Below are 20,129 nucleotides of genomic sequence, written 5' to 3'. Positions count from 1 at the left end.
TTTCGTGATATTCTCAATAGTTAAAATATAAATGGAAATGAAAAAGGAAATTTATTATCTGAGAAAAAACACTGACTAGGACTATTGCGAAAACAAAGGACTATATTCGTAGGTAATATTGGGTAAAAAAATCAAAAATATGTTGTAAATTTGCCGAATTAAGGCTATTATTTAATCTGTTGTTACTTATTTATCCAATAAATAGGTACTAAGATTCATTTTTATCAAAAAAAGCCTCTGTTTTATTTGGAAAAAAAGAAAATATATTTGGAAATATGAAATTCATGAAATTTACATGATATCAAGAAAGTGGGTTGTAAGATACATGGGCAATTTGGAAAGATTAATTTTCGGTTCAATGTTATCTATCAATATTGTTTTATTTATCGTTGGGTTCTTGATGTATAGGAAATGGCGCAATCCAACATATATGAAGTTTTTGGGAGCTTTTGCATTAATGCTATTAGCGAATGTGGGGATGGCTTTGATGCCACAAAAGCTATTGGCTACTTATATGTTCTTTCTATCTTTGTATGCAGCCGGTATCATCTTATCCCAGATTGGGATATTCAGACTTTACTATAACAAACGCACGGACAAGCTTTATGTACATTTGGGCGGAACAGCCATAACATTAATCTCGGCAGCGATGTCTTTGTTTTTACCGATTCAAATGAGTTCTTTTTTATTGTTTCTCTCTGTGGTGGGAGTGACATTGTACACACTGGTTAAGATATTCCCGGAAGTTGGGGTGAACCCTAAATATTTTATCGTAACGATATTGTTTGCAATGCAGATGTTACTGCACCTAACTGGTGCTTTTACAGGATATGAGATGTTAGCAGAAATTAGTTTGGTTTTCAGTGTGTTTGCAAGTTTTATCGTATTTACAATGGTTTTCGAAAAGATTATTGGAGTTATGCAAGCAGCTACATATACTTCAACACGAGATGAAGTTACAGGTTTATTTACGCAGAAACATTTTATTCACCAAGCTAATCAGGCCTTAGCAAGAGGGAAAACAGTAGGTGTTTTGTACATAGAAATTCAGAATTCACCCCATATCTCAGAGGAAGAGTCCTTTAAAAGAGCGGGAAGAGCTGTGGGCAGGGCTTTAGAAGGTAATGGTTTTGCTGGACGATACCAAGGCGAGGCTATTATTGCGCTTATAACAAGTTCTAATATTCCATTAGCCGAATTGTCCAACTCCATAAGAATGAAGATTGATGTAGAAGCTTCGAGTACTGTACTGATTGGATACATTGATATCAAGCCTGAGTTTACACTGGAGGATCACATCCTAGAAGCGAAAGAAGGCGCTGTTCGAACAAAGCAAAACGGACTTAATAGAATTTTTGATCTAGATCAAAGTAAAATTTTAGCGGACTAATGGAGGCAATCACATTGAATGCGGTTATCATTTCCAGTAAAGCTTCTACTCTAGTACATGAAGCCATAGGGAATACGGATGTTAGTTTTGAAAAAGTAGGTCGCTTTGAGAGTGGCCAGTTCATCGAATTTTGTGAAGCAGTAGCCCGGATTAATATAAATGCATTTATAACGGATCTGGACTGTACAGATTCTCAGACTTTTCTACGTGGAATTAGTCAATATCGGACAGTGCGTTCTAACACCAAAATTATTGTGATTGCGCTGGACCGTTATGAGGATGATGGAGTAATTCATAAGTTAGCAGATATGGGGATAAATGTTGTAACAACCTCTCCGGGAACGAAGCCAAAGTCTATTATTCCGGCGCTGCGCAATTTATTGCCGAATCGAGGCCAACTGAATGATGATCCACAAGGTGATTGGGAATCAACAGACTCTGATCTTGAAAAAATAAAGGATCGTATCTATCGCTATACAGCTAAATTGACTTCCGCGGGAAGTTTTGACTCGTCGGATGTTATGGATCTGGAGCTTCCAGATGTGCCAATTCAAGAGAGGGTCGTTCTGAAGGATAGAATCATAGGGACGATTCTGGTTGCAGTTATGGGTGTCGAATCCAAGGTAGGATCAACTCATCAGAGTATACTTATTGCCAACTATCTAAAGCGAAAGGGATACTCAGTGGGTCTTGTAGAGGCCAATAGATCCAGTGATTTCACAAGTATTGAGAATGCATATGAAGGAACGCAGGATTTTAAAAGCAATAATATTCACTTTTCCATCGAAGGTGTAGAGTACTACAAAAATAATAATAAACTAGACATTAACCAGTTGGTCACAGCAGGACACGATTATTTGATTTTGGATATTGGTAGCTTCGAGGAGAGTGACTGGAGTAAGGAGTTCTACAGATCAAGTGTCAATATAGTGTTGGGAGCAGGAAGTGAATGGAGACAGGGAAAGATAAGAAGATTTAGAGATTTACATAAAAAAATGGATCAGTCCAATTGGGTTTATTGTATACCTTTTGTTGAAAATATCAGTATTCAAGATATACGGAAGGATCTCCCTGGTAACCTTGTATACCGGATTCCTCCACATGCAGATCCGTATAAACATCAAGGAGAAACTGATTCCGTATTAAATAAATTAATGAAGAGTTATATGGGGGATTCAAAAAAAATCTCTTCCAAAGCCCTGCTATACGGGGTTCTTGGAGTATGCGTAATCATTATTATAGTTTTAGTGATTTTATTGGCAATAAATATTTAAGTTTAATCATGTGCAATTGAGAGGAGTTCGTCATGTCTAAGATTCGTTTTAGGCAGAAGCAATTGCTTCTGTCCGCTTCCATTGGAGGCGCTATTATATTATTTGTTTGTGTTATCTCTGGATATTTCATAATTAACCATATTCAAGGAAGATATGTAGAGCGAACACTCCAAATTGAACAACAACTTCAAGATGCCCAGAAGAAACTGAATGAAGACAAGATGAATGTGATGGTCTTGAACGAGGACCACAAAGCAGGAGATCTGTTAACCGAAGATAATGTTACGTCGCTTGTTGTACCCGTTAGTGCAGTTCCTCAGAATGCGGTTGAACAGACTGACGTTGTTGGGAAAAGGATCAAGATTGATCTCCAAAAAAATTCGGTCATTACGGAACCTATGTTATTCGAAGATGGGGTCATTCCTAAAGATCTTAGAAATCAGGAATTTAGTTTAGTACAGCTGCCACTCAAATTGAAAAAAGATGATTTTGTGGACGTACGGATTCGTTTCGTGACAGGGCAAGATTATATCGTGTTGTCAAAGAAAAAAGTAGATGACCTGAATAATGGAACTATCTGGTATGAAATGAATGAAAAAGAAATTCTAACGATGTCCAGCGCGATTGTGGATGCATATATCAATGATGCATCGATATACGCATTGAGTTACGTGGATCCATATATGCAAGAAGGTGCAGTGATCAATTATCCATCCAATCCCAAAGTTCTCGACTTAATGGAGTCCAATCCTAACATTGTTGGGATAGCTACCACCGCGCTTGAGCGCCAAATGAGAGCCAAACTGGAGCAGGATCTTAAGTCGATGAGTGATGAGGATCGTCAAAAATATATTAGTGGTAGAAATACTACGGATTTGAATGCCAAAGAATACGTAACGGAATCCGCGGAACAGGGGAACACGAGTCAACAGGATAATTCTCTTATGAACGATGGTTCTGGAGTGACGAATCCGCAGAACAATATTACCAATGATCAAAATGGAAATCAGGACGCTATCTTTAAGGACAGCAATACACCATAATCCGCAGAGCAATAAGGAGAATGAGATGAAACAAATACTTGTAATGGGTCATTATGACAAGACAGATTTTATGATGTATCTTAGTAAATTATTATCTATGGAGCATCGAGTTTTGCTTGTGGATGCATCCCGTAATAAAGATTATGAATTTGTATTTCCTAAAATGGATCCCACTCTAAAAGTACATGAGCATGATCAATTCGTAATTTTGGAGGAAATTCATTCACATTCCGAGCTCATGCTGCATCTGGAAAATAACCATTATGATTTTGTCTTGATAGACTGTGATAATGAGACAGCCTTGAAGGAATGGCCGGAAGTAGATTTGGTTTACATGGTGACTTCATATGAGAATCCCGTGATTCAAAGGAATCTTAAGCTAATCCATTCCTATTTCCAGGGAGATAAATTAACAGCCAATATACCTGTTATGAAAGTTATTCATGAAGCGACTAACCATCTTGATGAACAATATATCAACAGTCTTATGGATGATTTATCCTTATCATGGAGAGAGAGTCTGGTCTATTATTCAGATGAGCGCGATCAGACGCTGAAAATTATTAATCAATATAAAAACACGGTGATGGTCAAACGGATGTCCAGCTCCTATAAGTTAGTCATTAAGCAAGCAGTCGAATTCATCCTGAATACGGAAATGTCGAAAGTAAACGCATTATGGAAGCGTGCGGAGAGGAGTAATTAGGAATGGGGAAAATTGCATTTTGGGGTATGCAGCATGGTTTGGGTGTTACCAGCGCAACTGCTGCTCTAGCTGCGTTCATTGCATCGGAGTATGATGTGAGAACTTTGGTGTCCCAGCCTCAGCGGACTGATGGGGATATGGAACGTTTTTTCAACAAAACAATTAATCAATATAATAGGCAATTTTTTGCCGTAAGTGGCATGGGGCTTGATTCACTGGAGCGTGTCGCCAAGAGTAGCAAGCTGGAACGAAATAGCGTCAAAAATTATACATTGATGATCGAACGGAATCGTCTTGACTTGCTTTGGGGTAGTGAACGTCTAAATAGGCCTCAGCAGGGATCGATCGAAGCTGTAAATATGGTATTTCGAATGGCAGCAGAATATTATGGGATTGCCCTCCTGGATGCAAGAAGTGGACAAGACAATGAAGTGTCAGATAGTTTGATTCAGGATGCAGATCTGGTTATCATCTGTGTCAATCAAAATATAAGCGTTATCGAAAAATATTTTGATGACCAACGGAAAAATTGGCCTTCAACATTAGATCAGAAACCGCATCTTCTTCTAATGACGCAGTATGATCCGTTCTCGAAATATAAAATTAAGAATATTGCTAATAAGTACAAATTTAAAGGTCCTATATTAACAGTCCCATACAATACAAGTTTCAAAGATCATCTGAATGATGGCGATATTAAAGGTTTTTTTGCAAGGAATCGATTTGTTGGCAGCAATCATGAAAATTACTTTTTTATCCAGGAAGTGAGTCGTGCTGCAAAAACAATATTGCATGAGATTGGAATCAACACCAAACTGAAACGAATCGAAAGAGGGAATTGAGATGGGACTGAATTTCACCATTAATTTCCTTGTGATCGTTTTGATTATAGTCATATTAATAACGTATTTATTCTTGAAGCTGAATAAAAAGCCAGGACAGGCTGGAACGCGTCAGAAAAATGAGAACGAAGAACGTTTCCAATTCGATTACCTTCTGGAATATGTTAAAACCATGATCAATGATTATGTAAACAGTAATCTATTGGATATGGGAATGACAAGCGAGGAATATACCCGTCGTCAGGGAGTTGTAGCCGAGCTTAGAAGCGCAATGAAAAATGCGACTTCTGGCGATATACAAGAGAAGATTTACCTTAAACAATTTATATCCGATCTCCTTGAACGAAATTACGGATTCAATGATGACAATATCAATAGAATTATTGCATTTGAAGATGAAGATCAATTAACACAACAAGACAAATTTGATATTTTGCTTCACTTATATAAAAAGAAGCATGGTTTTCATGCGCTCTCCAAGTTGATAGACAAATATCAGTTGGATCAACCCAAAAAAGTTATCGAAGATGGAACGGTAGATTCATATGTAATTACGGGTGATGAGATTGACTCCATTTTTGTCAAAGAAGCACGTGGTGGTTTGGAGTTTGATGACAAGTTAGCTATCGTTGTGCAGCGTGTATACCAGCATTATAAAGGGTTTGGCGTTATTGACGAAATTCGAGATATGTCTATTGATGGCGTATCTGGTGGGGTATCTGGTGTTCCAACCCATATGCAGATCGTTGAGGATGAGATTTCGTTGCTGCAAGGGATGAAGCAATATAAGTATCCGGGATACCAAAGTGTTTGGGTTTTCTTCCGAGGGAAGTCCATTCATTTATCGTTTCTAAGCTTCGAGACTGACCTTGAACTGAAAAGGGTCTGTCAGAACATCTATAAGTATGATAATCCAGGTCAACTGACCGAGACGAACGGGTTTAAAGTAAATGAAATGAAGGATGGATCTAGGGTTGTCGTTGTTCGGCCACCATTTGCTGAGAGTTGGGCATTTTTTGTCCGTAAGTTCGATCTGCCTAATATGAAACTGGATCATTTGATCTCGTCCAAAGATGCCGTTAATGCGGAACTGGCAAGGGATATGATTAAGTATCTGATGAAGGGTGCGCAGGTTACGGCATTCACGGGGCCCCAAGGATCAGGTAAGACATCACTAGTTATGGCCTCAGTTAAATACATATATGCAACGTTAACTTTGAGGATTCAGGAAATGACTTTTGAATTGCATCTAAGAAGACTGTACCCGCAACGTAACTCTTTGGCATTAAGGGAAACGGAGAATATTACAGGACAGTCTGGGCTAGATCTTCAAAAGAAAACGGATGGTTCAGTTAACATCCTGGGAGAGGTTGCGACAGATCCTGTAGCAGCATGGATGATCCAGATGTCACAAGTAGCCAGCTTGTTTACCATCTTCACACACCATGCCACCTCTGCACGTGAGTTGGTATGGTCGTTACGGAATTCCTTGCTGAAAACAGGAGTTTTCCAAAATGAAAGAATTGCAGAGGAACAGGTAGCGAATGCTGTTCAATGGGATATTCATATGCGGAAAGAAATGAATGGTAAACGTTATATTGAGCGAATTACAGAGATTACTCCTGTCAGATTTGAATCGGATACATTGGAGTACGATGGCGCTCTATCCAAAGGAGACTCCATTGAGAGCAAGCTAGACGCTCTTGTAGATTTGCAAAGAGAAGTGTACAGAAGAAACAGTGGAAGAGTATGGAATGCTCGAAATATCATCGAATATCGCAATGGTGAATACGTTGCTGTGGCTCCAATCTCTCCTGAAAAGATCGAGAAAATGTTATTTAACATGAATGAGGAAGATCGTGAGAACTTCGGGCAGTTTCTGAATGCACACTGGGGGCAGGTTCAATGAGTAAGTGGATATGGATTTTTGCCATTTCGGGTGGTGCTCTCCTTATTTCGGGTGGAATACTTCTTTATCTTATTCTCAAAGATCGCAAGCGGAAGAAGAATCGTGAGAATGTATGGCCTTCATCTAAAAATGTAACAGGAAAAACACCACGACAATTGTTGGTTTTTTACCAGAAATCGTATCATCAACTGATTAAGGTTCCGATAATCAAGTCACAGATTCTGAAGATTCGCAAACGTCTGACTGCGATCAATACCTACGATGAGTATTCATTACGAAAAGAAACGATGCGAATTACTTATTTGACGTTAGGATCTATCATTATTGGTCTTATTGCACTCGCAATAATTAGCAAAAGTTGGATGGCTTTGTTCTTTGGAATGTTAGCAGCCATCGTTATAAACGAACTGTGCATCGATATTTTTGTGAACCGGGTTGAAGATCGTCTATTAAAACAGTTCTCGAACGTTCTGGAGGATGACCGTCATCATTATCAGGAAGTGCGAATGGTTGATGAGGCCTTGTATCAGGCTGCACAATCGTCACCGCATGACATCAAGCTCCAGACGGAGAGAATTCATGAGGTATTAACATCCAAGGATCCTGGTCGAGAACTGGAAAAATACTATGCGGTTGCGCCTAACCGTTATTTAAAAGTATTTTCCGGGGTCTCGCATCTGATTATGGAGTACGGTGACCGCAACGTTCAAAAGGGTTCGATGTATCTGAATGCCATTAATAAATTCGTGCAAGAGATCAGATATGATCTGATGAGAAGACAAAAATTACGTTACAAATTAGGCGGACTTACCTTGCTTGCACTAATTCCAATTCTGCTTTCGTTCCCGTTGCAGCGTTGGGCAGAAAACTATTTTCCAATAACTACAGAGTTCTATGACAGTAGAATTGGTTTTCTGGTTCGGATGTTCATATACGCTTCAGCTGTAATCTGTTACTTGCTTATACGCAAATTATCGGAGAATGATGAAGCCAAATATGTAGCCAAAGGTCCTCGAAAAGAGTGGGAGAAGAAAGCATACTCATGGTCTTGGGTCAAGTGGATCGTGGATCGACTGGTCCCACCTCCGAATACGAGGAAGCATCATCGAACCAATATGCTTTTAAAAGAGGCAAACTCCCACCTTACGTTGGAATGGTTGTACATTCACCGAATTGTTATTTCAATCTCTGCATTTGTAGGTGTGCTTATATTCTCGTTGTTCCTTCATTATAACAGCGTGCATCACATATTTACGAAGCCCACTGCAGAAGAAACGAACATCCTGGGTTATATGAATGCGGATGAACTGGAACGTGCCAATCATGTAACCGCAATGGATAACCAGATTATTGAAGAACTCCAAAAGAATAAAGATTTGACACGAGAACAAATTATCCAATCTGTAAATAGCAATTCCAATGAGCCTTTGACAGATGTGGCCATGAACAATACCGTAAATCGGATTGTAGGCAAATTAACGGTTGTTAATAACGAATATCTGAAATGGTGGGAGCTCCTGATTGCAATTGGTTGTGGTGTAATCGGATATTACATCACCATATGGATACTACAATTCCAGCGCAGGATGAGAGCGTTGGAAATGCAGAATGAAGTTGATCAATTCCATGTGCTTATATCCATATTGTGTGAATTCGAGCGAATATCTGTGGAAACTGTTCTTGAATGGATGGAAAGATACAGTATCATTTTCAGACCAGCGTTGCAAAAATGTCTGCTCAATTATGATAGTGGTGCAGAGGAAGCCTTGAAAATGCTGAAATCGGATGCGCCGTTCGATTCATTTGGTAGAATCGTGAAGCGTCTAATGCAAGCGGTAGATAAGCTATCGTTACGTGAAGCGTTTGACGATCTGGAAATGGAACAGGAATACTATGCAGAACAGAAGAAGGAACGGCTTGAACGTTTAATTCGAAAGAAAACATCGTATGGCAAGTTATTTGGCTGGACACCAGGGGCACTGCTGATTGCACTTTATCTGGTATTCCCATTCCTATACATGTCGTTCAAGCAACTTAGTGATATATCAACACAACTACAAACTATTTAAGAGGGGATTGATTTTTCATGGAAGAAAATACAGGCGTCGGTATACGGGTAGCAGCGGGGATTTTCCTCACCATTATGTTGATTACGATTGTAGTTATTATTACGATCTCGTCGCAGGATGCAGCAAAGCAGGGACAGACGAAGATGGCTGCGATTACGACGCAATTGTCGGATACGGAGTATCAGACGTATAGCAATACGACTTTATCAGGCAGTCAGGTTCTGAATGCAGTGCGGCAATATATGAATCAGGAACAGTTTGGTGTGCAAGTAATCACTGGGAAACAAAAGGCACTTAATCCTGATTCTCAAGGTGCTTTTTATGGGGACAGATTTGATACAGTTAGTGGACAGATATTATCGATTGAAAAGACTATTGATCTCACTGCTGCTGAGAAACAATCTGAAAATGCATATATTAATCCCAGTGGAAAGTTCAAATCCTCCATTGTCAGAGATAAGAACAATATGATTCGCGGAATAATTTTTAAGCAAGAATAGCTTGAAAAGATAGAACAACAGTAAGGAGGTCTCCAATGAGCGAAACGATGGAAAAGTTCATACTGGTCGTGGCTGAAATCAGTATTCTGATCGTGGCTTGCATGTTCGCTCTTGGAGGCATTCAGTCTCAGGATGCGGCAGTGAACGTTACGCATAAATCTGCAGTAAATGAAGAGCGAAGGTTGTTCACAAGTCTTGAAATTACGGAGCAAGTTACCTACTCGGGTGCAGAGGTTCTTCAAAGCATAAGACAAATGAAAACCTTGGACGCCAATATTCGTGTAGTTAATAAATACTTCTATAGTTCAGATGATATTGAAAGTATTGATGTATCAGGAATCGATCTCAAACGAACCTATGTTGTTTCTTATATTCGAGACAGTCAAGGCAAAGTACAAACCATTGTTTTTACATAAAGGGTGAGCTAGTGTGGAAAACTCTTTCTCCAAAATATTAGGCATTTTTATTGCCATTGTGTTGTTATTCTTGTATCCGTTGTTCCAACAGGCTCAAAGACAGGACGACTTGTCTCAGATCGTTATCCACTCAGCTGTGACTACATTCGTGGATTCCGCTAGAACCAAGGGGTATATCACTCCTGAGATGTATCTAGAGTTTAACCAAAAGCTCGGAGCTACGGGTAATCAGTATGACATCCAAATGGAACATTTACACAAGAAATACAATCCGGAATATACTGATCCGGCTAATCCGGCTACATTCCGTGATAGTTTTACGACCTACTTTGATGGTCATTACAATCAGGAAATTATGCAAAGGTTGTTTCCGAATAGCACAGCATCCGATCTGGATCGCAGATATGTCATGGCAGTGGGCGATTTCTTCACCGTCAAAGTGAAAAATATCAATCGCACCATGGCTACAATCCTTAGTGATGTTTTTACCGGAGGAATCACGGACGGCAACGTTAAGGTCTTTGTTCCTTATGGGGGAATGGTAATCAATGAAGATTACTAATCTGGCGATATTGTTTATCTGTATCTTTGTCCCCTTCTATTTAGTCATGGACTTTCGAACAGGAGACCAAAAAACAGCCCAGGCCTTATCTGATCAATATTCAGCTTCACTGCATACTGCAGTTCAGGATGCTTCTCAAATGCTTAATATGAACGTACTCCAAGAATATGAAGCAGGATATCAGTCGAGAAAATTCTTCTTTGCTAATAAAGAGAGAGCGCTGGACACTTTCTTTCGCACACTCTATTTGAATTTTGATGTCGTCAATGACCCTGTTAGACAAGGGGCTCTTGCCGGCTACATTCCAGCAGTTGCTGTCATTGATTACGATGGCTATGACTTGTACGCAGTGGATGAGTACAGGGATGCCAATGGCGAGAGGGTTTTCAAGCATATGTGGAGACCCAAGAAACCGTATTCGTATTCAGACAACAGAGGAAACAGTATTAATTTCACGTTAGACAGTTATGTATATGCGTATGATTCTTACGCGAAAGCTTGGGTTGAAGGGTTCCGTGAAGATCTGGAGGGTACAACCAACATTCCTTTATTAGACAATGCAGCCAATTTTGAAGCTATGCGAAAGAGCGTCATCGTGAAAAGCATTCAACAGGATCTGGCTTATTATATAAATAAACATAATGAGTATGCGACTCGATATGGGGTCCATTATACCTTCAGATTACCTCAAATCTCACAGGAAGAATGGGTCAATTCTATTGATGATATCGGAATCATGGCCTTTATTCAAGGAATTCCAATAGGGAATCAATTCTATAATAACTATGCTCTTGGTGGAGGTAGACTGGTTAAGAAAACAGAGATTAAAGGTGCTGTCGATCCATCAACCGGTATTAAATATTATTACCCCAGTACATGTTCTTATGGTTATCGGGAAGACGAGACCTTCTCAAGTGAAAGAGATGCAGCGGCAGCAGGTTATTATCCGAAGGGATGTATGAATCGCTAAAGAAAATATGTTGAAGAGGAGGCAGACGGAGCATGTCCCATTTTTTTTATAAGAGATCGCCTAGGATTATTAAGGAAACTTCGGGAGAGGAAGTGGAAATTTTCTCTCCGCCCGCACTTCCTCAACCACCACAACTGAATATTATCTCAATTATGGTTCCTATCATGGTTTCAGTCGCAGGTGGGGCGGCAATGATGACTTTTTACCAAAGTCGGGGGAATGGGCAATTTGTAACCGTGCAGATGATTTCCCTCTGTATGATGGTCGTTTCATATTTTGTACCTGTACTGGTTCATTTTCAGAGTAAAGCGAAACATCGCAAGAAAATCAAAGATCGTGAGCGCTTATACGACGACCATATCAATGAGAATAGGGAAACACTGCAAAACTGGAAAAACGAATTGATTTTGAACTGGCACCAAACCCATTTGGATCCACAATTTTGTATCAATATGGTCAAGGACCGAAGCTCTTCGGTATGGGAGAGAATTCCACAGGATTTTGACTTCCTGAAAGTCCGTGTTGGTATTGGAACCGTTCCGAGCAACTTTGACATTACAGTACCTAAGCAAAATGGGGTAGAGAAGGACCCGATGCTTGAAAAAGCAAGGGAAATGACGGAGAAATTCACTACAATTACGAATGCTCCCGCCCTGCTGGACTTGAGTAAATATCGCATTATCGGACTTGTTGGTGACGAAGAAGAACTGAATATGTTCTGTCGTACTGTTGTGACACAACTTGCGGCACATCATGCACCTGACGAGCTTAAAATGGCCGTATTTATGAATAAGATACAACGAGAAAATTGGGAATGGATGCGTTGGATTCCACATGTATGGAATGATACACGTTCCGGCAGATATCTGTTTGAGGAGCGGGCATATCAACCTCAATTAATGGAGCAATTATTTACGCTGCTGCAGCGTCGTCAATGGTTGAACAAAGGGGAGAAGGCACTCCCGTTTTACGTGTGTTTCCTGCCATTCATCGAAATGCTGGAGCATGAGCCTATTCTTCCTTTGATGATGAAGAGCTCGGAGGTCATCGGTGTCTGCAGCATCGTACTTGCACCGAGCAAGGATGTCCTTCCGAAGGAATGTGAACTGGTTATTGACTTGCATTCGACTAAAGGGGTCATGCGTTCAACAAATGTAACGGGTGGTTCCGCTGGCGATGCTACCTATGCCAAGCCTAAGGATGAGATTCCATTTGTACAACCTTTCAAATCGGATCAGATGACACTGGAACAAGCTGATCAATTTGCGCGTCAAATTGCTCCTTATCGGATCAAACGGAATTCTGCGGATGAGATAGTAAATGTACTCACATTGTTTGAACTATTCGGAATACAGAATATTGAACAGTTCGATGTGGAAAACAATTGGCAGAAGTCACGTTATCCCAATACCCTTCCTTTCCCTGTTGGTGTAAGAGGGGGGAAAAAGCCGGTTTTGCTGAACCTTCATGACAAAATCGAGCGTAAAGGGCACGGTCCTCACGGACTCATGGCTGGAACAACCGGTTCAGGTAAAAGTGAAGTTATCCAATCTATTATTGCATCTCTGGCGGTGGAGTATCACCCGCATGATATGGCGTTTATGTTGATTGACTATAAAGGTGGCGGGATGTCGAATACGTTTCAGGAATTGCCGCACGTTATTGCGACAGTAACCAATCTGGAAGAAGAAGGATTGATTGAACGTTCCAAGGTTTCTCTCAAAGCTGAGCTTAAACGCAGACAGCGTTTGTTCATTGCTGCGGGCAACGTACAGCATATTGATGAATATTATCTTACAGAGTGGAAAGACCGGGATCCTCTCCCGCATCTATTCATCGTCATCGATGAGTTTGCACAATTGAAAAAGGACCAACCGGAGTTCATGAGTGAATTGGTTTCCATTGCGGCTATTGGTCGGACGTTGGGCGTTCATTTGCTCTTGGCAACTCAGAAACCAGGGGGCGTTGTGGACGATAAAATCTGGAGTAACTCCCGTTATAAAGTCTGCCTTCGAGTTCAGGACGAGAGTGATAGTCGTGAGATGATCCGAATTCCGGATGCTGCTCATATTACGAACCCGGGTCGTGGTTTTCTACAGGTCGGCAGTAATGAAGTATTTGAATCTGTTCAATTCGCATGGAGTGGTGCTCCGTATCGACCAGATCAAAATATTACGCAATCGGATCGCAATATGTATGCTTATGAGTTGGATGGTCGCAAGACCAAGTTAAGAGATCAACTGGAGCTGATTCAGGAAACAAAACCTTCCGAAGAAAAGGCGCTCAGTAAAAAACAATTAAACGTTCTTATTGAGCATATCGCGATGAAAGCAGAACGCGAAGGTATTCAGCGTTTACCAGGTCCTTGGCTGGAGCCATTGCCTAATCATCTGACTTTGGAAGATCTGGCTGTTAGTTCAAGTGAACCGGGTAAAATTTTGAATCCGCAGGTTGGACTTATTGATGATGTAGTGAACCAGAGACAATTTCCACTTCGAATCGATCTGGAATCAGGACATTGGTTGATATATGGAATGCCAGGTACGGGGAAAACAACTTTTATCCAGACCTTGCTCTATTCACTGGCAATGGAAACTACACCTAATGATGTGAATATCTATGCGCTCGATTTCGGAAGAATGCTGAAGGACTATACCTTGCTTCCTCATGTAGCGGATGTCATTCAGGATGATCAGGAAGAGAAGATGAATCGGTTGTTCAATTATCTGGAAGAGACCATTAGTAAACGCAAAACACTGTTTGCTGAAACGGGAGTGAAATCCAGACTGTCTTACTGTGCTGAAACAGGAAATACGCTGCCAGCAATACTTGTTATTATCGATAGCTATGTCAGTTTCCGAGGACAGTTCGAGAAGCTCCATGAGAAGCTGGACCCCCTGCTGCGTGAAGGACCGGGACTAGGCATATACTTTGTGGCAACCATCAACCGGATTTCTGATATGTTGGAACGAATCCGCAGTAACTTCCCTAATGCTGTCTCATATATGCTTGCAGATGCAGGGGACTATAACTATGCAGTAGGAAGGCTGAACAAAGCACCAACACAGATGCCGGAAGGAAGGGCCTTTGTGAAGGGAACCATTCCTCCATATGAGTTCCAAACGGCATTATCCATTAACGCGGTGAATGAGTCTTCTCGTGCCAAGTTATTGCGCGAACAGTTTGCAGTACTTGACGCTGCTTGTATGACTGTTAAACCAGAGTCGATTCGAGTATTGCCTGAAGTCATTGCTATTCCAGAAGTGTTGAAAGATATTAATGTTGTGTCTGATCCTACGCTACCCGTTCATATGAACATTGATAGCTTAATAATGTTGGGATGGGATATGGAAGCGGATGGTCCATATTTCATAGTTGCCGGAAGGATGGAATCTGGTAAAACGTCATTGCTCGTCACGATAGGATTGATGTCGGCCATGAAATATTCATCGGATGAGCTTGAACTCTATTTATGCGACTTTAGACGCACTCCTCAAGGGTTGGGAGCCCTGAAAGATCTACATCATACGGTGGCATTTGCAACCAATGAAGCAACCATGGAAGAAATGATGGAAACTTTGCGTACCAAACTGGAAGAGAGAGTGGCTAATCCGGATGAATTTGCTCCGAAGATGATGCTAATTATGGATGATGTTGATTTCCTGGCTAAGCGTATCTCCAGAACGATCACAGGTCATCTGGAATACATCACCCGAAACGGACGAGAGCACGGTGTCTATATTATCGTTTCTGGGCAAGCCAATGCCATTAATCGTAATTATGATGATTGGCTAAAAGAGATCAAATCCGGTCAGATCGGTTGGTTACTTGGTACCGCCGAGCCTAATGACACTGAGCTGTTTAATATAAAGGTCCCTTTTGTCTCAGGCAGTCGAGTATTGCCGGATGGAGAAGGTTACTATGTTAAGCGGAAATTCGTAAGTGTAAAAGCGGTGCATGCTTTTGGCAATGGGGTTGCTCAGATCGAAGAGCAAGTAGAAGAAATAAATAGAAATGCAGTTCTTGTCGTAAATTAAGACATTTAAGAAAAAAAGACTCATAAATGAGTCTTTTTTCCCAAAAAATGTTTGGCAATTCACTAGTTCTTTGTATACAATAGTAAATGGTTAAAATTTATAAAAATGGTATAAAGGGGAAGATACGAATGGTAAGAATTAAAATTACACCTGAAGAGATGGACCAAGCATCTAATAAATTCAAACAAGCTCAACAAGAAAGTGAACAGCTTACTCAGCAATTAAACTCACTAATGCAAACAATGCAAGCTGAGTGGGAAGGTATGCAATCTCAAGGATTCTATCAACGTTATACAGATCGTCAGAGCGCAATGAAATCTTATATTGAAATGCTTGGGATTGTATCAGATGAATTACATACTATTGCAGATAACTTTAGACGTGCCGACGAAGCGAAGTAGTTAAATAAGAAGCCAGGTAAACTTACCTGGCTTTTTCTATATCCAGAGTATGAAAAGGTGAGGTTATTCCTATGAGTTATTCAGTACATGCGACGGGAAGCACCCCCGCTCTACTAATCTATTTAATTGATATAAGCGGCTCCATGACGCTTGAGCTTGAAGGACAACGGAGGATGGATATCGTCAATGAGGGACTTCAGACGATTATTCGCCAGATTGTCTATCGATCAACGAAGGGATCAAAAGTGTCTCCTCGTTATCGAATTGCGATTCTTGCCTACAGTGATGAAGTATACGATCTGCTGGATGGTGTTAAATCTATTGATCGTATCGCCAACCGTGGGAGTCTGCCGCCACTATATCCGAAACGATTCACAGACACGGCAAAGGCATTCAAACAAGCGGAGAAGATTATTCAATCTGAGCTTCGTAACATGGAGCACTGTCCTGCCCCTCTGATCTGTCATATGACAGATGGTATTTACACAGGGGAAGATCCTGAACCGATTGTCGAACGGATCAAAGCCATGTCTGTCCCTGATGGACAAGTGCTGGTTGAGAACATTTTTATTACAGAGGATGCTTCCACTAGCCGGATTCGGGACACGCGAGCCTGGAAAGGCATGATGCCGGATTCTTTTGTCGTGGATCCCTATTCGGAGAAATTGAAACGAATGTCTTCGGTTGTACCCGAAAGCTACCGCGAAATGATGATGGAATCCGGATATTCAGTTCAGAAGGGTGCACTTATGATGCTGCCTGGTACAAGTAAAGACCTAATTTCCCTAGGGCTGCAGATGTCTGCTTCTACCCCGATGTAATCGTAAGGAGGAGAACACATGGATCGAACTTTATTAACCTTAATTATTGATGCAACCGGCAAAAAGACAGATATAGAGCTACCTAATACGATACCTCTGCATGAATTACTCGAACCCATGCTCAAAGGATTAAATGAAGGTATGGCCCTTACGTTTCAGGCGTCCAACTATCGCTACTACCTTAGCGGTGATGGAAGTGAGTGGAGTAGCATGGATCTTCAGCAGTCTCTGGAGGATTTAAAAGCAACGGATGGAAGCTATCTGCGCATTGAGCAGGTTAACTCCTTCTCAACGATATAATTTCGAATCATTTTTTTGTGCAAAGGGGAGCAAGAATCGTGTTTCCACCTGATATTAATATTGAACTACGAATCAGAAACCAAGTCTACAGACTGGTCCAGCACCCTCAATTTGAAGGTATACCCTATGGTCAGGAGGGCAGGGAGGGCACAGTGTACAAGCTTGTCAACAGCTTGGGAGAAAATAGTGCATTGAAGGTATTCCGCCCAGCCTTCCGCCAGCCCTCTGTCATGAAGTTAACAGAGCTAATGAAAGACCTCTCAGTCCATTCCGGACTGAGCGTATGGTCAAGAACTATACTGAATCCGCTAGAAGATATGGAGTTGCTCGGACACTATCCCGAGTTACTTTATGGTGCACATATGCCGTGGATTGATGGCGTGACATGGAGTGAATTAATGCTAGGCCGAGAGGTATTATCTCGGGAACAATCATTGAAACTGGCAATGGTTTTGGTATCTACCATGGCTGTATTGGAGCAAGCTGGCATAGCCCATGCCGACTTGTCAGCTTCTAATCTGCTGATCGTCAACCCTAATCAAGAGGCAGAAGACATGTCTGTTGAATTAGTGGATGTAGAAGGAATGTACGCCAAGCAATTGGAGGAACCCGATAATCTGCCAGAGGGGGCGACGGGATATACGGCATCTTTCCTTAGAGAATATGGGGACTGGAGCCCTCTTGCGGATCGATTTGCTGGTGGAATCCTGCTTGCCGAGATGCTGGCTTGGTCGAGTACAGACATATGTAAGCAAGCTTGGGGAGATAGTTATTTTGATCCACAAGAAATTCAGCAGCAAAGTGAGCGCTACGTACTTCTTCAATCGACACTTGAGCAGCAGTATGGCTCTGAAGTGGCAGCATTGTTAGATCGGTTATGGAATGCAGAGCAGCTACAGCAGTGTCCTACCTTTGGGGAGTGGCAAATCGCACTGGCTTCAGCGAAGCAATTCGTGGAGCAAGAAGCGATTTCACCGACTGAAGAGGATCTGGAGCTGGAGCAATCAACTGAGGAATCTAATCACTTGCCGAGTGAATATGCTGTCAACGCTTTGAGTCACGCCCAAGAGACTCAATTGGCCCGAGCCCGTCAATTGGAGCGTCAGGGGAATCTGACGTCAGCTTTTTGGGAATATGGCAAGCTGATTGAGCAATTTAACGAGCGTTCCCCATTTCATGTTGAAATTTCCATTGCCATGGAGCAGGTGCAAGAAGGCATAGATCAGACGGTCTTTAACCCGGAACCCAAGCAGACACTTGTGAAAAAAGGCTGGAATCAGCTAATTCAACAGAATAAACAGTCCACATATGACCGAATGTGGATTTATGTAATAGGTGGCTCAGTCGGTGCGCTTGTTTTTGCCTTAATTATTTATGCTATTGGTCTATTTAAATAGAGATCGAAGGAGTGTATTTACTTTGGAAAATGAATTAACGGAAGAGTGGTCATTCCAGCTCTCTCCTGAAGAGTTTTTCTTTTTGACTCAACTGGTGGGTGTCCGTCATATTGCCAACTTTGATGATCCTTATCGCGGGTATCTGGCTAAGGAATTGGAAGCGGAATATAAGGTAATTGAGAAGGCGTTTGTGGAGAAAGGGTATCTGGTCCCGAAGGAAGAGGGTACGGGCTACGATATGAATGAAATGCTCGCCTATTGCATTGCTGCATGCGGCAGTGCGGATGTGATGCATGTCAGTAAGAAGATTGAAGGCACTGGGAAATACGAAGGTCACTACTACTTTACTCCTCGAATCGTTGTCGAACAGACAATGGATGAGAAAGAAGCTATTGTCCTTGTTCCTGTTGCAGATGCCCAGTTAACGTTAGAAGCTATGAAAGGTTTCTTCCCACTAACGCTTCAATATAAAAGTGCAGCCAAAAAGGCGGTCATCAAAGATTGCACGTGGGAACAATGGAATCAGCTTACCGAAGTGGATCAGCTTAATAGACTGGTTCAAGCGGGGCATACGGAAGAGCAGGCAGAGCTTGCAGTAGCCATTTTCAGCAATGGAGAGCGTTCAGGTTCGATGATGTTTATGAAGAGGCATGGACTAATGTGGCATCAGGAGGATTATCACTATGCGCAATGGGGAGACAAGCTGTATCTGGCGGTTGAATTGACGGAGGGTACGCTTCAGTTCCAGCCATACAAGCCTGCGATATTGAAAAAAGCGTTATTACGATTTGCGGATCAAATTGAAAAACTGGATGGGAAAGGGGTCAAATAAATGGCAGACCGTATCAAAATTGAACCTGAACGTATTAAGGAGATCGCTACCCGATTTCTAGCCAGTAGTCAGGAAAGTATAGCTTTGTCCAGAGAGTTGAAGTCACTGATTGATGGAATCACGGGGGAATGGGAGGGGAAATCTCAAGAGCGTTTTTACTCCTCTTACAAGGATGCCCATGTTCAACTGGAGAGTGTATCTACTGTGCTGAAGGATGTAGGGGACGAGCTTAAGGCTATTGCCGAGAGATTTAGTAAGGCAGATTCAATAAAGTAAGGAGATGTACATATGCCAATTCGGCCTGATGTCAGTAAGCTGCGGAGCATCGCCTCCAAAATACGCAGTAACAGCAGCAAGTTGGAGAATGAACGCTCCAGTATCAATAGTAACGTACAGTCCATGATCTGGAAGGGAAGAGTGTATCAACACTTTATGGATGATTTCCGGGATACAACTCAGCGGATGAGACAGACAGCGGATGAAATGGAACAATTTGCACGCCGACTGGAAGACTTAGCCAATCAGTTCATGCAAGAGGATCTCGAAGAAGAGCGCAGAGAGAGAGAACGCCAGGAACGTGAGCGTCAGGAGCGCGAAAGACAACGAGCGGCCGCAGCTGCAGCCGCTTCAGCTGCGAAGAAGAAATAAGGGGGAAGCAAT

Annotated in this window: 19 protein-coding genes; all 19 read left to right on the top strand. The window is 41.6% G+C overall.

Features of this window, described 5'->3' with window-relative positions; genetic code table 11:
• Window positions 1-325 precede the first annotated feature (325 nt).
• Window positions 326-1,390 carry a hypothetical protein gene (locus tag P364_RS0124575; protein WP_024632700.1) on the top strand — a complete coding sequence of 355 codons (1,065 nt, stop codon included), beginning with the start codon at window positions 326-328 and terminating at the stop codon, window positions 1,388-1,390.
• 14 nt (window positions 1,391-1,404) lie between these two features.
• Window positions 1,405-2,664 carry a hypothetical protein gene (locus P364_RS0124570; RefSeq protein WP_024632699.1) on the top strand — a complete coding sequence of 420 codons (1,260 nt, stop codon included), beginning with the start codon at window positions 1,405-1,407 and terminating at the stop codon, window positions 2,662-2,664.
• Between the two features lie 32 nt (window positions 2,665-2,696).
• The gene (locus tag P364_RS0124565; RefSeq protein WP_024632698.1) at window positions 2,697-3,707 is read left to right on the top strand and encodes an SAF domain-containing protein; all 1,011 of its coding nucleotides are present in this window, start codon (window positions 2,697-2,699) and stop codon (window positions 3,705-3,707) included.
• Between the two features lie 25 nt (window positions 3,708-3,732).
• Entirely contained in the window at window positions 3,733-4,413 is a 681-nt protein-coding gene (locus P364_RS0124560) for a hypothetical protein (RefSeq protein ID WP_024632697.1), read from the top strand.
• 2 nt (window positions 4,414-4,415) lie between these two features.
• Entirely contained in the window at window positions 4,416-5,255 is an 840-nt protein-coding gene (locus P364_RS0124555; protein ID WP_024632696.1) for a hypothetical protein, read from the top strand.
• Between the two features lies 1 nt (window position 5,256).
• Complete coding sequence (locus tag P364_RS0124550) at window positions 5,257-7,164, top strand: ATPase, T2SS/T4P/T4SS family (RefSeq protein ID WP_024632695.1); 1,908 nt, start codon at window positions 5,257-5,259, stop codon at window positions 7,162-7,164.
• Window positions 7,161-9,233, top strand: a complete 2,073-nt coding sequence (locus P364_RS0124545) for a hypothetical protein (RefSeq protein ID WP_024632694.1) — start codon at window positions 7,161-7,163, stop codon at window positions 9,231-9,233. The genes P364_RS0124550 and P364_RS0124545 overlap by 4 nt, the downstream gene beginning before the upstream one ends.
• 17 nt (window positions 9,234-9,250) lie before the next feature.
• Window positions 9,251-9,733 carry a hypothetical protein gene (locus P364_RS0124540; protein WP_024632693.1) on the top strand — a complete coding sequence of 161 codons (483 nt, stop codon included), beginning with the start codon at window positions 9,251-9,253 and terminating at the stop codon, window positions 9,731-9,733.
• Between the two features lie 35 nt (window positions 9,734-9,768).
• Complete coding sequence (locus P364_RS0124535) at window positions 9,769-10,149, top strand: hypothetical protein (protein ID WP_024632692.1); 381 nt, start codon at window positions 9,769-9,771, stop codon at window positions 10,147-10,149.
• Between the two features lie 13 nt (window positions 10,150-10,162).
• Window positions 10,163-10,711 (top strand): hypothetical protein, encoded by a 549-nt coding sequence (locus P364_RS0124530; RefSeq protein ID WP_024632691.1) that lies wholly within the window; start codon window positions 10,163-10,165, stop codon window positions 10,709-10,711.
• A complete protein-coding gene (locus P364_RS0124525; protein WP_024632690.1) occupies window positions 10,698-11,681 on the top strand; it encodes a hypothetical protein in 984 nt (327 codons plus the stop codon). The genes P364_RS0124530 and P364_RS0124525 overlap by 14 nt, the downstream gene beginning before the upstream one ends.
• 32 nt (window positions 11,682-11,713) lie before the next feature.
• Complete coding sequence (gene essC, locus P364_RS0124520) at window positions 11,714-15,718, top strand: type VII secretion protein EssC (RefSeq protein ID WP_024632689.1); 4,005 nt, start codon at window positions 11,714-11,716, stop codon at window positions 15,716-15,718.
• 128 nt (window positions 15,719-15,846) lie between these two features.
• Window positions 15,847-16,119 carry a WXG100 family type VII secretion target gene (locus tag P364_RS0124515; protein WP_024632688.1) on the top strand — a complete coding sequence of 91 codons (273 nt, stop codon included), beginning with the start codon at window positions 15,847-15,849 and terminating at the stop codon, window positions 16,117-16,119.
• A 71-nt stretch (window positions 16,120-16,190) separates the two neighbouring features.
• Complete coding sequence (locus tag P364_RS0124510) at window positions 16,191-16,940, top strand: vWA domain-containing protein (protein ID WP_024632687.1); 750 nt, start codon at window positions 16,191-16,193, stop codon at window positions 16,938-16,940.
• An 18-nt stretch (window positions 16,941-16,958) separates the two neighbouring features.
• Window positions 16,959-17,240, top strand: a complete 282-nt coding sequence (locus P364_RS0124505; protein ID WP_024632686.1) for an EsaB/YukD family protein — start codon at window positions 16,959-16,961, stop codon at window positions 17,238-17,240.
• 38 nt (window positions 17,241-17,278) lie between these two features.
• The gene (locus tag P364_RS0124500; protein WP_052016758.1) at window positions 17,279-18,637 is read left to right on the top strand and encodes a protein kinase family protein; all 1,359 of its coding nucleotides are present in this window, start codon (window positions 17,279-17,281) and stop codon (window positions 18,635-18,637) included.
• Between the two features lie 22 nt (window positions 18,638-18,659).
• The gene (locus tag P364_RS0124495; RefSeq protein WP_024632684.1) at window positions 18,660-19,469 is read left to right on the top strand and encodes a hypothetical protein; all 810 of its coding nucleotides are present in this window, start codon (window positions 18,660-18,662) and stop codon (window positions 19,467-19,469) included.
• Complete coding sequence (locus P364_RS0124490) at window positions 19,470-19,745, top strand: WXG100 family type VII secretion target (protein ID WP_024632683.1); 276 nt, start codon at window positions 19,470-19,472, stop codon at window positions 19,743-19,745. It abuts the gene before it with no gap.
• Window positions 19,746-19,757: 12 nt separating this feature from the next.
• On the top strand, window positions 19,758-20,117 hold the full coding sequence (locus P364_RS0124485) for a WXG100 family type VII secretion target (protein WP_024632682.1): 360 nt from the start codon (window positions 19,758-19,760) through the stop codon (window positions 20,115-20,117).
• Window positions 20,118-20,129 lie beyond the last annotated feature (12 nt).

It is taken from the genome of Paenibacillus sp. MAEPY2 (assembly GCF_000499205.1).
GTDB classification, from domain to species: Bacteria; Bacillota; Bacilli; order Paenibacillales; family Paenibacillaceae; genus Paenibacillus; species Paenibacillus vandeheii.
Note: the sequence above shows the minus strand (reverse complement) of the source record. Positions and strands in the feature narration are given on the sequence as shown.

Bases quoted from the DNA above. Each gene is read 5' to 3' on its own strand.
- P364_RS0124575 (WP_024632700.1), top strand. From the start codon at position 326: ATGGGCAATTTGGAAAGATTAATTTTCGGTTCAATGTTATCTATCAAT.
- P364_RS0124565 (WP_024632698.1), top strand. From the start codon at position 2,697: ATGTCTAAGATTCGTTTTAGGCAGAAGCAATTGCTTCTGTCCGCTTCC.
- P364_RS0124560 (WP_024632697.1), top strand. From the start codon at position 3,733: ATGAAACAAATACTTGTAATGGGTCATTATGACAAGACAGATTTTATG.
- P364_RS0124555 (WP_024632696.1), top strand. From the start codon at position 4,416: ATGGGGAAAATTGCATTTTGGGGTATGCAGCATGGTTTGGGTGTTACC.
- P364_RS0124550 (WP_024632695.1), top strand. From the start codon at position 5,257: ATGGGACTGAATTTCACCATTAATTTCCTTGTGATCGTTTTGATTATA.
- P364_RS0124545 (WP_024632694.1), top strand. From the start codon at position 7,161: ATGAGTAAGTGGATATGGATTTTTGCCATTTCGGGTGGTGCTCTCCTT.
- P364_RS0124540 (WP_024632693.1), top strand. From the start codon at position 9,251: ATGGAAGAAAATACAGGCGTCGGTATACGGGTAGCAGCGGGGATTTTC.
- P364_RS0124535 (WP_024632692.1), top strand. From the start codon at position 9,769: ATGAGCGAAACGATGGAAAAGTTCATACTGGTCGTGGCTGAAATCAGT.
- P364_RS0124525 (WP_024632690.1), top strand. From the start codon at position 10,698: ATGAAGATTACTAATCTGGCGATATTGTTTATCTGTATCTTTGTCCCC.
- essC (WP_024632689.1), top strand. From the start codon at position 11,714: ATGTCCCATTTTTTTTATAAGAGATCGCCTAGGATTATTAAGGAAACT.
- P364_RS0124515 (WP_024632688.1), top strand. From the start codon at position 15,847: ATGGTAAGAATTAAAATTACACCTGAAGAGATGGACCAAGCATCTAAT.
- P364_RS0124510 (WP_024632687.1), top strand. From the start codon at position 16,191: ATGAGTTATTCAGTACATGCGACGGGAAGCACCCCCGCTCTACTAATC.
- P364_RS0124505 (WP_024632686.1), top strand. From the start codon at position 16,959: ATGGATCGAACTTTATTAACCTTAATTATTGATGCAACCGGCAAAAAG.
- P364_RS0124490 (WP_024632683.1), top strand. From the start codon at position 19,470: ATGGCAGACCGTATCAAAATTGAACCTGAACGTATTAAGGAGATCGCT.
- P364_RS0124485 (WP_024632682.1), top strand. From the start codon at position 19,758: ATGCCAATTCGGCCTGATGTCAGTAAGCTGCGGAGCATCGCCTCCAAA.